The following is a 13585-nucleotide window of genomic DNA, read 5'->3' on the forward strand; positions in this document are numbered from 1 at the left end:
GCGTTTTTCCCCGGAGGGCTCTGCAATTCGCGTCGTGGTCCCCTCCACCTTTAAAAAATTGAGGTTCGACTTCCAGCAATTCGCCAAATCCCGCTGCTGACGCGACCCTCACGAGCCAGCTAAGCGGACGTCAACAATGTTCAAAGCGTTGCCGAGAAAGCGGATGGCCGCCACCTCGGGCGCGGGTGCCTTGTCATCGGCATGTCGGGCGCCGGGGACGGAATGGAAGGCATGGCGAACGGCTAGGCTCAGGACCTATTAATTGGGATTGAGATGTGATTCACAGCCTCCGTTTAGGAGGCTGTGATGGGTGATGTGTTCCTGCTGAGCGAGCGGCAGATGGCGCGGATCTCGCCGTTCTTTCCCTTGGCCCATGGGGTGCCGCGGGTCGATGACCGGCGGGTGGTAAGCGGGATTGTCTACGTGATCCGCAATGGGCTGCAGTGGAAAGATGCGCCGAAGGACTACGTTCCGCACAAGACGCTGTACAACCGTTTCATCCGCTGGAGCCGGCTTGGGGTGTTCGACCGCATCTTCGCCAGCCTCGCCGGCGAAGGGCCGAGACCCGAGCGGATCATGATCGACGCCACGCATCTGAAGGCCCACCGGACGGCGGCGAGTCTGCTCAAAAAGGGGCTGTTCCCCGCCGTATCGGGCGCACCAAAGGCGGATTGAACTCCAAGCTCCACACCGTCTGTGACGGCGAGGCCCGGCCGATTATCATGCTGCTCTCGGAAGGCCAGATGAGCGACCATAAGGGGGCTCGCCTGGTCCTCAATGCCTTGCCACCGGCTGCCAGCCTGATCGCCGACCGGGGTTACGACAGCGCCTGGTTCCGGGGCGCGCTCGCCGCCAAGGGTATCGCGCCCTGCATTCACTCATCGCGCAGCCGCAAGCGGCCCTTTGCCTACGACAAGGTCCTCTACCGCCAGAGGCATAAGGTCGAGAATCTTTTCGCGAAGCTCAAGGACTGGCGCCGGATCGCCACCCGCTACGACCGCTGCGCCCACACCTTCTTCTCAGCCATATGCATCGCAGCCACAGTCATCTTCTGGCTCTGATTAGTGAGTCCTGAGCCTAGATCAACCCCGCTACGGGGAGACGGAACGGGGAGACGGAGGTCGGCCACGCCGCTAGTATAGCCGCGCGGAAAGGTAGCCTGATGGCAGGCTGCGCAAGGCTATAGGAGGCGCAGCATGGAGGCGATCGGACGCGACCTGCGGGAGATGCAACGGGTCCCTCTTGCGCCCTCTCACGTCGAGACGCTGCGGCGCGCCGGCGGCATCGTCCACTACGAACCTGGTGACTTTCTGGCGCGCCCCGGGCAGCCGGTGGACCGCTTCACCTATGTAGAGGAAGGGGAAATCGAGGTGGTGAACGCCTTCACCGGTGAGCGCCTCGTGCCTTCAACAATCGGGCCGACCCAGTTCATGGCGGAGATCTCGCTTCTCAGTGGCGGCAACTGGACGATGCCGATGCGCGCCACGATCAAGACGCGTGTGATCGAAGTCCCTCGCATCGAAATGCTCCGGCTGATGTCGGAGATCCCGGAGATGTCGGACATCGTCATAACGGTGCTGGCCGCGCGCCGTCGCCGCCATTTGGAGGGGCGGGAGAGCTCGCTAGTGTTGATCGGCGAGGACGTCGATCGCGAGGTCCGGCGGGTGGCCGAATTCGCAAGCCGGAATAAGATCCCGCACACCTCGCTGGCGCTCGGAAGCCCGGAGGCCGAGGCCACGGCCGGGAGCGCCGCCATCGTTCCCGTGCGACCGGCAGTGATCTTCGGGCGCGACATTGTCGTCGATCCGCCGTCGCCCGAAAGGGTTGCCGGGCTGCTCGGTCTCAGCCGGGATTTCTCGGAGGATCAGGATTTCGATCTCCTGATCGTTGGAGGCGGGCCGGCCGGTGTCGCCGCCGGCGTCTACGCCGGCGCCGAAGGGCTGCGGGCGCTGGTGGTGGAGGACGTAGCGATCGGCGGCCAGGCGGGCACGTCCAGCCGGATCGAAAATTACATGGGCTTTCCGACAGGCATTTCGGGTGCCGATCTGGTCTGGCGGGGCGAGGTCCAGGCCATGAAGTTCGGGACGCAGTTCGCAACGCCGCGGCGCGTGGTGCGGCTGGAGACGCTCGAGGACGGCCAGTTCTGCGGCACCTTCGAGAATGGCCAGCGCGTCCGCTCGCGTGCGGTCGTGGTGGCAACGGGCGTGCAGTACCGGCGCCTTTCGATCCACAGGCTTGCTGAGTTCGAAGGGGCAGGGGTCTATTACGCCGCGACCGAGAACGAGGCGCGCTATTGTCGGGGCGCCGAGACCATTGTCATCGGCGGGGGCAACTCGGCGGGGCAGGCCGCGATGTTTCTCTGCCGGGCCGCGACCCACGTGCGCTTGCTCGTGCGGGGATCGTCACTGGCCGCCTCGATGTCGAACTACCTGTCCAGCCGCCTGGAGGCGGACCCCGCCATCACGATCGAATACGGGGCCGAAGTCACTGCCCTGCACGGTGACGATAAACTTCATGCGGTGACCGTCCGCCACGTGCGTAACGGGACAGAGCGTTCCATCACGGCTTGCGCAGTGTTCGTGATGGTCGGGGCCGCGCCGAATACCCATTGGCTCTCAGGGCTCGTCGACCTTGATGACAAAGGTTTCATACGGACCGGCGATGCAACTGGTGGCGACTCGCCCTACGCAACATCCCGACCCGGTATTTTCGCGGTTGGCGATGTGCGGTCAGGGTCGATCAAACGCGTCGCCTCAGCCGTTGGAGAGGGCTCGGTCGTCATCTCAAAGGTCTGGGAGTTCCTGAACCGGTAACCCACGGAGGCTCTCGGACCCGGTTTATCCCGAAGACCCTGCGGGGCCAGTTCGAGCAGGTAACGTGGCCCTCCGCAAGCCGGGAGACGCCGGCACAGGCCGACGCTCGGAATGTCCGTATCGACGTCAGGGCCCGTATGCGCAGCATGTGGCGCTGAAAGGCCGCGTGACGCACCGAAGCCGATCCGTTTGATGCGAGCGCTCAGCAAGCGGCTCAGGCCGCCTGCACCACAGCGTCCTTCCCGCCGAGCTCCTTCTCCACGACGCTGACCCAGTAGCGGACCCCGAGCGGGATGATCTCGTCGTTGAAATTATAGAGCGGCGTATGGAGGTTATGGAACTTGCCGTCCGCGCTGATGCCATTGCCGATCATCATGTGCACGCCGGGCCGCCGCTCCAGGAAGAAGGCAAGGTCCTCGCCTGCCGTGATGGGCGTGGTGTTGCCGTCCACCGCAGCTTCCCCTACCACCGCCTGCGCCGCGGCAATGGCCTGGGCCACCGCTTCGGGATGGTTGATGAGCGGGGGATAGCGGCGGTCATAGTCATAGACGGCTGTGCAGCCGGAGGCGGCCGCATGGGCGTTGGCCACCTCGCCGATGCGCCGTTCCAGTAGGTCTCGGATAGCCGGCAGGTAGCTGCGGGCGGTCCCCTCCACGCGGATTTCCGAAGGGATGATGTTGTAGGCGCCGGGCAGGCCGGCGGAGATGTGGCCGATGCTGATGACGGCGGTCTCCAGCGCGGGCACGTTGCGGCCGATGATGGCCTGCAGCGCCAGCGTGAAGTGCGCGAGGGGAATGGTCGGGTCGGTGGCGAAATGCGCGCCGGACCCGCCGTGTCCGCCCGTGCCCTTGAAGGTCACCACCCAGCTGTCCGCGGCGGCCAGCATGGGGCCGACCCGGGTGGCGAACCGGCCCACCGGGATGCCCGGCTTGTTGTGGAGGCCGTAGATGGCGTCGAAGGGAAAACGCTCCAGCACCTTCTCCTCGATCATGCGCCGCGCGCCGCCGAGGCCCTCTTCCGCCGGCTGGAAGATGAAATGTACGGTGCCGCCGAAGTCGGGGTGCCGCGAGAGATAGCGCGCCGCGCCGAGCAGCATGGCGGTGTGGCCGTCATGGCCGCACGCATGCATCTTGCCGGGGATGGAGGAGGCATAGGGAGCGCCGGTCTTCTCGGCGATGTTCAGCGCGTCCATGTCGGCGCGCAGCGCTATGGCGCGCTGGCCCGGTCGCGATCCCTTCAGGGTTGCGATCACGCCGGTCTCGGCGATGCCGTCCGTCACCTCCAGGCCATAGCTGCGCAGGGTCTTCGCCACGAGTGCGCTGGTGCGCACCTCCTCGAAGCCGGTCTCGGGATGGCCATGGATGTCGCGCCGGATGGCGACGAGCTCCGGCACGAACGTGTCGATTTCAGCGAGGACCGGATCGGTCATGGGGCCGCTCCTATTTGGTTTTTGTGCTCACGCAGCAGCAGGATGGAGATCAGAGTTACCACGTTCGCGGCGATGAGATACCAGGACGGCGCCATTGGATCGCCGGTGACGCGGATGAGCCAGGTGATGATGGACTGGGCGCTGCCGCCGAAAATGGTGACGCCGAGCGCGTAAGCGAGCGCCACGCCGGAACTGCGTATCGCGGCGGGAAAGCCTTCGGCGAGCTTCACCAGAACCACGGCGCTGCCCATGGCCCTGAGCGTGGTGAGCACCGCCACCATGGACACGAGCGCCCACATGGTGCCGAACTTGGTGATGATGAGGAAGGCGGGATAGATCGCCAGGATCAGCGCCACCAGCGGGGCGATCATCAGGAGGCGGCGGCCGTACCGGTCGGAGAGGATGCCGCCGGCGACTGCAGCGAAGAGGCCGAAAATGCCGGCTGTCAGCGTCGCCAGCATTCCGGTGGACGTCGGCAGGTGCAGCGCGGTCACCGCATAGGTCGTCATGTAGTTGCTGACGATATAGACGGAGATGGTGCCGCCGGTAATCATTCCCGTGCAGATCAGCACGTCGTACCAATGGTCCCGAAACAGGTTCCTGATGACCGCGAGCGAAGTGGTGTGGGCGGCGCTCAGATCCATGGTCTCGTCCACCTGGGAGCGGATATAGAGCCCGACCGGTGCGATCAGGAGGCCGACGAGGAAGGCGAGCCTCCAGCCCCAGGAATTCAGCGCCTCGGGCGTTAGCGAAACTGAGAGAATGTAGCCGATCAATCCCGCAACGAAGATGGCAAGGCCCTGGCTCGCGCTCTGCCAGCTTGCGAAATAGCCGCGCTGTTTGGGCGGCGCCATCTCCAGCAGGAAGGTGGTCGCGGCCCCCAGTTCGCCGCCCGCCGAAAAGCCCTGCAACAGACGCGCTGCGACGACGATGAATGGCGCCGCGATGCCGATGGCCTCATAGGTGGGAGTAATGGCAAGCATGCCTGTCCCGAGCGCCATCATGAGGATAGTGAGCGTGAGGGCCGCCTTCCGCCCGGCGCGGTCCGCGTATGCGCCGAGCACGATGGCGCCGAGGGGGCGCATGATGAAGCCGATGCCAAAGACCGACACGGACAACAGCAATTGCCCAAACTCGGATTGCAACGGGAAGAACAGGCGACCGATGATCACCGCATAGATGGCATAGACCGTGAAATCGTAAATTTCGAGCGCGTTGCCGATGATGGCTGCCACCAGGGCCTTCTTGGTGGTTCGCCTTTCGGCTGGCGTCGCGTTTTGGGCAATAGGGGATTCAGAAAGTGTTTCGACCATACTAATTGTTATCCCGGCGCGGGCGAGCAGATGCACCGTTACGTCATGGAGGCGGGCAATTACTTCTCAATATTCAACGTATCGTCGATTATTAGCCGCGTCCATGGTGACGCGGGGGGATGTCTCCCTCATTTATGGTGGTTGTTCAGATTGAAGCACCCAACCATCCCGGACGCGAATTCTGAGAGCATATCAACCGTCTAGGGTCGTTTTCGGACCCATTACGTGGGCTTAAAAACAATTAGCGACGCGACGGGGGGTCGATGTAAGTCAACGCTTGCGTTGTCGATTTCAATCGGCACAAGCTCTTACATCCCGTACGGAGGAGGATCGCGATGGACGAACAGCCCAAGAATTCAGATGCACCGAACTTTATTGAACTGTCCGCCGATATCGTCTCCACATTTGTTACCAACAACTCAGTGGCTCAGGCTGATCTCGCGGGACTCATCGGAAGTGTCTACGCTGCGCTCATTGGCATAGCTAAGAGCCAGACCGGACAAGAGGCGCCGACCGTTCCGCTTCAGCCGGCTGTTCCGATCAGGAAGTCGGTGACACCGGACTTCATCGTCTGCCTGGAAGACGGAAAGAAATTCAAGTCGCTGAAGAGGCATCTTCGGACGACCTACGATCTGACGCCGGAGCAATATCGAGCCAAATGGGGCTTGCCGGCGGACTATCCCATGGTGGCGCCAAGCTACGCAGCGGCTCGTTCCGAGCTGGCGAAGCAGATGGGCCTAGGTCAGCAGCGGAAGAAAGCGGTTGCCGCGAAAAAGACAGCCCCGAAACGCACCAAGGCATCTTGAGGAAGTGAGGGGGACGCAGTGCATCGCCTGCGCCTCTTCGCTACCGGTCGACGATGTGATCTAGAGCAGCGAGAGCTGGGTCTCGCTTGTGCGAGACCCAGCTCGCTCTTCGAGAGACGACAGCGTCACCCCGATCAGCCGAATGCCTTTCTCCGTCGGGAAGAGCGGCTCCAGTAGGCTTGCGGCCAAATTCTCGATCTCCGCTGCCGTTGAGATCGCAGCGCCGGCGGTGCGGCTGCGCGTGATCTGCTGGAAGTTGGCATATTTCACTTTCAGCGTGACCGTCCGGCCGCTCAAGCCACGCCCCTCGCAGTGGCGCCAGACCTTAGCGACGAGTGCGGCCATCTCCTGGCGGACAATCTCGAAATCGAAGATGTCAGCCGCGAATGTGTCCTCGGCGCCAATGGACTTGCGGGGGCGGTTTGGCTCCACAGGCCGCTCGTCGATGCCGCGCGAGATGCTGAAGTACCAGTGGCCGGATTTGCCGAAGTGCCGCTGCAAGAATTCGAGCGACTGCGCCTTCAGGTCCGCGCCAGTGGCAATTCCGAGCCCCTCCATTTTCGCGGCGGTCGCCGGTCCGATCCCATGGAATTTCTTCACAGGCAGAGTCTCGACGAAGCTTGGCCCCATGCGTGGCGTGATGACGGCCTGACCATTGGGCTTGTTCAGGTCGCTCGCCATCTTTGCGAGGAACTTGCAATAGGAGATGCCCGCCGAGGCGTTCAGCCCAGTCACCTCCTTGATCTTCGCCCGGATCACTTCTGCGACCGTCGTGGCGGCTGGGAGGCCCTGGTGGTTTACCGTGACGTCCAGATAGGCCTCATCAAGGGAGAGTGGCTCGATCAGGTCTGTGTGCTCGGCGAAGATCTCGCGGATCTGGGCAGAGGCCGCCCGGTAAACTTCAAACCGAGGTGCGACGAAAATCAGCTCGGGGCATTTCCGCTTTGCCGTCACCGACGGCATGGCCGAATGCACGCCATAGACGCGTGCCTCATAGCTCGCAGCGGCAACGACTCCACGCGAGGCGGAGCCTCCAACGGCGACCGGCTTTCCCCGCAAGTCCGGATTGTCCCGTTGCTCGACGGACGCGTAGAAAGCATCCATGTCCACATGGATGATCTTCCTGTGTGGTCCGGCTGTCCCAGGTGAATCTAAGGGGACGATCATCGCGGACTGCGCCGTTGGGCTCTCGGATGGTGGGACCATTGAGCATACTAGAGAGCAGGTGATTCGGGACGATCTGCCTCAACCGATCTGCTCGACCTTTAGCGTTCCCGGCTCCAGCGGCCGTAGGAGCGATCGCGCCGGAACGCCCGAATCCGGCCAGTCGCTCCACACCGCGCGATCCAGAATGACGACCTGCCGGTCATGGGAGGGCGTGATGTCGCGACCGGGTGGCATCGTCGCCGCGAGCAGGTTGCTCTACTCGGGTGTCACGCGAACTGGGTGGACACATGGGAGCAAAGGGGCGTGATCTTAAACCCTTCGCTCCGCGCGTCTGCGATCACGGAGTTGACCAACTTGGCTGCGATCCCGCGACCCTCAAATGCACGAGGAACGTAGGTATGGTCGATGACCATCGTGCGCTTGCCTGACCAGCAATAGTTCAGCTCAGCCTCAGCCTGGGGGCGAGGCGGATAAAGTAGCGCCTGCGTCCGGCGCTTTGGTGGCGGGTCACGTCACCAAACAGGTCGTCCATCGCCGGAGAACATTGAAATCGCGTCCGAGTTCCGGCCCGACCGGCTCCAGGCCACATGAGACGCAGCAGTGGGGTGAGGCGATGGGTCCGCCGTCGCGCTCACACCGAAGGGGTCAGCCCGGCAGGCTCACCCCAGTCATCGCCTCGCTGACGGCCCATAGCCGCCCGGCCGAGGCGGTGTCGATCGCGTACGGCGCGACCTTGGAGGTGCGCCGGTCGCGTCCCTCTAGAGACATGACGACTTCTCCCTCCTGGAGTGGCGCGATGTCAGAATTGGCGCAAAACACCCCGCCCTTGCCATCGAGCTGCGGGCTGACCGCGCACCAGATATGGGTTGCGGCACCCTGGGAGATCGACTTCATGTCGCGCTCGGGATCGATCACGGGTTCGCCGCTCGCGTCGACATTGCCCATCTCCTTCAGCCGTGCGAGCGAGATGTGCTTCGCGAGCCCGGTGATGATGCCGCCGGGATGGAGCGAGAAACCGCGGATGCCGAGATCTCGTCCCCGTCGGTCCAACTCCACCGCAAAGAGCACGTTAGCGGTCTTCGACTGGCCGTAGGCGCTCCAGGGATCATAGGGACGGCGTGCGTAATTGATGTCGTCCCAGACGATGTCGGAGAAGCGGTGACCCATGGAGGAGACCGAGACCACCCGCGCGCCGCCGGCCCGCGCGAGCGCGGGCCACAGCCGCAATGTGAGCTGGAAATGGCCGAGATGGTTGGTGGAGAATTGCAGCTCGTTGCCGCGCGCATCGTGCGCCAGCTCGGGCAACGCCATGATGCCGGCGCTGTTGATCAGCATGTGCAGGGCGAGCCCCGATTGAACGATGCTGTGCGCGAAGACCTCGATGGAGGTGGGGTCGGTGAGGTCCATTGCCCGGACTTCGATCGCGCCGCCGACTTCGGCGATGGCGTGGCGCGCACGCTCCGCATCCCGGGCCGGCACAATGACGCGGGCGCCGGCAGAGGCGAGTGTGCGGGCAGCCTCCAGGCCGAGGCCGGCATAGCCTCCCGTGACGATAGCGAGACGACCGGTGAGATCGATGCCGCGGATGATGTCGAGCGAAGTGCTGTGAGCGGAAAAGCCGGAGCCGAGCGGCACTTGGGGGGTCGTCATTTCAATGCCTCCATTGGATGGCTTGGATATGATCGCGCAGCCTTGTACTTTGAATGCGCAGAAATCCTCCATTCTTTCGCCAGCGTTCAAAATGCCCCGCGATCCCCTGTCCCAGATCCTCGAACTCATCGACGCCCGCGCGATCTATGCCGGTGGTTTCATCGGTGGCGGCCGGTGGGCCATCCGCTTTCCGCCGCCGCGCAAGATCAAGTTCTTTGCCATCGGCCGCGGTAGCTGCTTCTTCGCCCTCGACGGGGTCGAGCAGCCCTTTCGGCTCGTCCCTGGCGACATCTTCCTGCTGACGCGCGATGCTGGTTTCACGGTGGCGAGTGACCTCTCGGCGCCTGCCCGCCTCTCGTCTGAGGTGTTCGCGGGAGCCGGTGCCTCGATCATCCCAGTGGGAGAGGGCGACGACTTCCTGTTCCTCGGCGGCCATCTCGATACTGACCACGCTGGTGGGCGCCTGATGGTGGAAAGCCTGCCGGATTTCGTTCATCTCTCGGGTGCGGAGAGCGACGCGGATCGGCTGGGCGCGCTGATCCGCGAGTTGGTCGCGGAAGCCGCCGACAACGCACCGGGCGCGCAGATGGCGTGCTCCAGCCTCGCTCATCTCTTGATGATCCAAATCCTGCGGCGGCATCTGTCAGACGGCGCGGCGATGGAGACCGGTTGGCTGCGCGCGGCCTGTGATCCCAGGCTCGTTCCCGCCCTCCAACTTATGCACGCCGACCCTGCGCGGCGCTGGCAACTCGCCGATCTCGCGCGGGCGGCCGCTATGTCCCGCACGGCGTTTGCCACCCATTTCAAGTCGGTGGCCGGCATACCACCGCTCACCTACCTCACCGAATGGCGCATGCGCCAGGCCGACCGTGCCTTACGCCGGCAAGGCAGCTCGGTGGCGGAGGTGGCGAACACGGTGGGCTACGGTTCGGAGGCCGCGTTCAGTACGGCCTTCAAGCGTGTCATGGGGCGCTCACCCCGGCGCGGTGTGCAGATATGATGCCGGCGTGATGAGGATATCGCCGGCCCTCTCATTTCGTCATGGCTAGACTGGATTAGGCGATCAACGCCCACGGCCAGACGCGATGTTGCTCCAGTTGGCGCATACGGAGCGGGACAGCCCCTGTCGTTCCATCACGCCGCGCCGGATGACAAGGCGTGTCGCCGAAAAGGTCTCGATCAAGGTGGGTCCACGGAACAGCGGGGAATGTCGCGCGGCCAGTCACTATTCGTGGTCCGAGCCAATGGCTCCTCAGCGCCCAGGGTCATGACATCCGCGATGAGCTTTTGAAAATTAACGATCTTCACCGTCCCGCGCGCCCCGGACGTTCGGTGTAACAAATCTGGCGTAACCGACGAACTAGGTGCGTGAGAGACACCATATCGTGTTGTGGCACGGCGCAGAGGACGTCGGAAGGAGGAGGCTCTTTGTTTCAGGCGAGCGGCTTTCGCTTGAGCGTCTATCGCGTCGGCACGCAGCCGCAGTGGGCGCGCGTGCCGTCATTTTGTGCTCATGCCGTGGACAATCCGCGGTGACGAGGGCGAAGTCGGAAACCATCATCGATCTCCTCGTTGCCGATCTCATTCCGATCCGGCCAGGATCACCCGCGCGCTACATCGGGGCTGGATTGATATTGGGCATGCTCGTGTCATCGGCCGTGGTCCTGCTTGCATGGGGCCCCAGGTCAGACTGGAACGAGGCTCTTTTCCGTATCTCTTTCTGGATGAAGGCAGCCTTCACGGCCACGCTTAGCCTTTCTGGATATGCAGCCTTGCTGAAGCTCGCGCGGCCGGAATGCACCGCGCCATTGGCGGCACGCGCCATTGGAACGACGATCCTTGTCATGGGCATCACAGCCGGGCTGCAACTGGCTTTGGCTCAGCCGGGCGCGCGCCTTCCCCTCGTTTTCGGCGCGACGTCGGGGATATGCAGCTGGCTGATCATGGCACTTTCGGCGCCGATCCTGTGTGGGACCCTATTGGCCCTGCGATTCACAGCGCCCACGCGGCTCCGCCTGACGGGAGCGTCGGCCGGGCTGACCGCGGGAGCGCTTTCCGCCGCGGTCTATGCGATCGCCTGCGATGAATCCGGCATGCCGTTCGTGTTTCTCTGGTATGGGCTCGCAATCACCGCCGTGTCGCTCTTCGGCGCGGTGATCGGGCCGCGGCTGTTGCGATGGTGAACGCCGCCGCTACCAGCGCAGCAGGCGTGAGCCGGCGACATAACCTACACCGGTCACGAGCGCGGTGGCGATGGAATACCAGGTCGCCACGAAAAGCGGGCTGTCGTCGGGGCAGTGGATGGCATAGAGTGTCGCCGCCATCCCGCTTGCCGCAAGGCCCGCGATGGCACCGGCAAGCCCCGGACGCGCTGGTGCACCCCCACGCAGCGCGAACAGCAGGAAAGCCAAGGGCGCGACAGCCAGCGTCGGGATGACGACAAGGCAGAAGACGGCGTTCTGGCCGACGAGGCGCACGCCCCACAGGCTCTCCGGCGTCACGAACAGCTCCGCCGCGACCGCTATCCCCAGTGCAATGGTAAGGGCGGCAAAGGCGATGCCCCATGGGGCAAGGCGCGCCTCCGGCCGGCCGACCTGCGAGACTGCGGCGGCGGAAATGCAGAACAAAGCAAAGACTAGAAGAACCTTGAACAGGAAGCGGACCGTCTGCCCGGCGGACAGGACATCCGGCCGGATACCAACGCGCGCCGCGAACAGGCCGGTCGCCACCGCCATTCCCAAAAGGAAGGCCAACAGGAGGCGCCCCAAGAGCTTGTCGCGGACGGGGGCATCCTGGGCGAGCAGTCCGATGAGTTCGTCCGTCTTCACGTCTGTCCTCGATAAGCTGCGGCCAGCGCCCGCAGTGCCCGGTGAAGGGCGACCCGAACGGCGCCCTCGGTCATGTTGAGGCGGCCCGCAGTCTCACGAACGCTGGATCCGTCCCTCGAGATAGAGCGCACGATGTCCTGTTGCACCCCCTTCAGCCGGTCGATCATGCGATCGATGTCGTAAGCCTGTAAACCATCGTCATCTTCGGGCGCCGCGAGCGCCTCGACGACATCCTCAATGGGGACGGTCGGGCGGCGCCCCTTCTGGCGCAGCACATCCACCAGCTTGTTGCGCACGATGGCGGAGAGCCAGGGACCGACCGGGCGGGATGTATCCCACGTCCCGCGCTTCAGATGCACGGCAAGAAGCACTTCCTGCACGATGTCCTCGATATCGTCCTGGCTTCCGCCGAAAGCCCGGGAATGGCGATGGGCCATCGCCCGCAGGTGCGGCGTAACCGCATCCAGGAACCGGCGATAGGCGGTCGCATCGCCGGCCATGGCCGATCTCAGCCAGCCGGACCACTGCGCTTCACGCTCCGAGAGGCTCATGACCGTCCACTCGGCATGCTGCCTGAAGCGCGCGACAATCCTGCCGAAGCGGGCAACGGATGCCGCGCCAAATCCGGCAGGTTCTTAGAGAACACGCGCATGCCGCGGCACCATCCGCCTACAAATGCCATTCGACAGGTCGGGCCTTTTGCTCCCAGAACGAATGATTGCCGGAGTTTTAGAATGATTGCTCGCTAATGCAAGGTTGCCCACGGCGGCGCATCCTCCAACACCACATCTGGAGCGCGCATTTGTCGGGTGGGCGTCATTCAGGCGGATTTTCCGTGCGCCCCCAATGACCAGCCACGCTCAGACAAATGATGTTTCGCCGCATAGGAGAGCGGCTTGTCCTCAAGCTCGGATTGCAGCGTGTCGTTCCAGCGGTTGAGGAATCCAAAGAGCGAGATCACCGAGACAATCTCGACAATCTCCTCGCTGGAATAGAAAGTCTTCAAGGCCTCGAAGTCCGCATCCTCGACGGCGTTGGGAACCATCGCCGCGCCCATCGCGACGCGGAGTGCGGCACGCTCGGCTTCGGAAAAAAGCGGGCTGCTCTCGAACTCCCATACGGCGTCGATCTTCTCCTTCTGGTCGACGGCAACCGGGAGCCCATCCGCATTGGCGACCGCATGGAGCATGCAGTAGTTGCAGCCCGCCGCCCGGCTGGCCACATGGGCCACCATCCATTTCAGCACCGTTGGCACCTTGCGATCCACGCGCAGCACTGCATAGGCGAGATTGCTGAAGGCGCGGACGATATCAGGCACATGGGCCATCATGAGCCAGGCGTTCGGCACCGTGCCGCCCTGCTGCTCCACGCGGGAGAAGAGAGGCTCCAGTTCGCTAAGCTCGCTACGCGGAATCATTGGCAGCCGAGACATTCCCGTCCTCATGAAGGTCTGGATTGGATTGATCCTAGTTTTGGATCATTCAATCTAAAATGCGGTCCCCTGTCGAGGCCATTTCCCGGTGCCGATGGCCACACTATCGGCCCCGCGCCCCGGGGCGCATCGCCGCGTATCTCCTCG

General features: G+C 63.7%; 13 protein-coding genes. 5 read left to right on the forward strand and 8 right to left on the reverse strand.

The window, feature by feature from the left end:
- Window positions 1–306 precede the first annotated feature (306 nt).
- Both ABLE91_RS25880 and ABLE91_RS25885 read left to right on the forward strand, forming a co-directional pair.
- Window positions 307–1061 (forward strand): IS5 family transposase gene (locus ABLE91_RS25880; RefSeq protein WP_348935428.1). Its coding sequence is split into 2 segments (ribosomal slippage): window positions 307–640 and window positions 640–1061, totalling 756 coding nucleotides; the frame shifts between segments, so codons are not numbered across the junction.
- A 135-nt stretch (window positions 1062–1196) separates the two neighbouring features.
- Window positions 1197–2813 carry an FAD-dependent oxidoreductase gene (locus ABLE91_RS25885; protein WP_348935429.1) on the forward strand — a complete coding sequence of 539 codons (1617 nt, stop codon included), beginning with the start codon at window positions 1197–1199 and terminating at the stop codon, window positions 2811–2813.
- 214 nt (window positions 2814–3027) lie between these two features.
- Here the strand turns inward: ABLE91_RS25885 and ABLE91_RS25890 are convergent, their stop codons facing one another.
- Both ABLE91_RS25890 and ABLE91_RS25895 read right to left on the reverse strand, forming a co-directional pair.
- Complete coding sequence (locus ABLE91_RS25890; RefSeq protein WP_348935430.1) at window positions 3028–4242, reverse strand: amidohydrolase; 1215 nt, start codon at window positions 4240–4242, stop codon at window positions 3028–3030.
- Window positions 4239–5477 (reverse strand): MFS transporter, encoded by a 1239-nt coding sequence (locus tag ABLE91_RS25895; protein WP_348935431.1) that lies wholly within the window; start codon window positions 5475–5477, stop codon window positions 4239–4241. Before ABLE91_RS25895 ends, ABLE91_RS25890 begins: the two co-directional genes overlap by 4 nt.
- Window positions 5478–5890: 413 nt before the next feature.
- On the opposite strand from ABLE91_RS25895, the gene ABLE91_RS25900 reads away from it, so the two are divergent.
- Entirely contained in the window at window positions 5891–6361 is a 471-nt protein-coding gene (locus ABLE91_RS25900) for a Ros/MucR family transcriptional regulator (protein WP_348935432.1), read from the forward strand.
- Between the two features lie 60 nt (window positions 6362–6421).
- Here the strand turns inward: ABLE91_RS25900 and dinB are convergent, their stop codons facing one another.
- From dinB to ABLE91_RS25910, 3 genes are all read right to left on the reverse strand, one after another.
- Window positions 6422–7528: a DNA polymerase IV gene (gene dinB, locus ABLE91_RS25905; protein WP_348935433.1), complete on the reverse strand. Its 1107-nt coding sequence runs from the start codon at window positions 7526–7528 to the stop codon at window positions 6422–6424.
- A gap of 266 nt (window positions 7529–7794) precedes the next feature.
- Window positions 7795–7971: a GNAT family N-acetyltransferase gene (locus ABLE91_RS28995; protein WP_510182004.1), complete on the reverse strand. Its 177-nt coding sequence runs from the start codon at window positions 7969–7971 to the stop codon at window positions 7795–7797.
- Window positions 7972–8173: 202 nt separating this feature from the next.
- The gene (locus ABLE91_RS25910; RefSeq protein ID WP_348935434.1) at window positions 8174–9178 is read right to left on the reverse strand and encodes an SDR family NAD(P)-dependent oxidoreductase; all 1005 of its coding nucleotides are present in this window, start codon (window positions 9176–9178) and stop codon (window positions 8174–8176) included.
- 28 nt (window positions 9179–9206) lie between these two features.
- On the opposite strand from ABLE91_RS25910, the gene ABLE91_RS25915 reads away from it, so the two are divergent.
- Together ABLE91_RS25915 and ABLE91_RS25920 are read left to right on the forward strand one after the other, a co-directional pair.
- Window positions 9207–10178 (forward strand): AraC family transcriptional regulator, encoded by a 972-nt coding sequence (locus tag ABLE91_RS25915; RefSeq protein ID WP_348935435.1) that lies wholly within the window; start codon window positions 9207–9209, stop codon window positions 10176–10178.
- Between the two features lie 532 nt (window positions 10179–10710).
- Window positions 10711–11361, forward strand: a complete 651-nt coding sequence (locus ABLE91_RS25920; protein ID WP_348935436.1) for a DUF1109 domain-containing protein — start codon at window positions 10711–10713, stop codon at window positions 11359–11361.
- Window positions 11362–11370: 9 nt separating this feature from the next.
- Here ABLE91_RS25920 and ABLE91_RS25925 read toward each other — a convergent pair whose 3' ends face one another.
- From ABLE91_RS25925 to ABLE91_RS25935, 3 genes are all read right to left on the reverse strand, one after another.
- Window positions 11371–12006, reverse strand: coding sequence for an NrsF family protein (locus ABLE91_RS25925; RefSeq protein ID WP_348935437.1), 636 nt, complete (start codon window positions 12004–12006; stop codon window positions 11371–11373).
- Window positions 12003–12557, reverse strand: coding sequence for a sigma-70 family RNA polymerase sigma factor (locus tag ABLE91_RS25930; protein ID WP_348935438.1), 555 nt, complete (start codon window positions 12555–12557; stop codon window positions 12003–12005). The genes ABLE91_RS25925 and ABLE91_RS25930 overlap by 4 nt, the downstream gene beginning before the upstream one ends.
- Before the next feature lie 269 nt (window positions 12558–12826).
- A complete protein-coding gene (locus tag ABLE91_RS25935) occupies window positions 12827–13438 on the reverse strand; it encodes a carboxymuconolactone decarboxylase family protein (RefSeq protein WP_348935439.1) in 612 nt (203 codons plus the stop codon).
- Window positions 13439–13585: the final 147 nt, after the last annotated feature.

This window comes from Aquabacter albus, from assembly GCF_040049275.1.
Lineage (GTDB): Bacteria > Pseudomonadota > Alphaproteobacteria > Rhizobiales > Xanthobacteraceae > Aquabacter.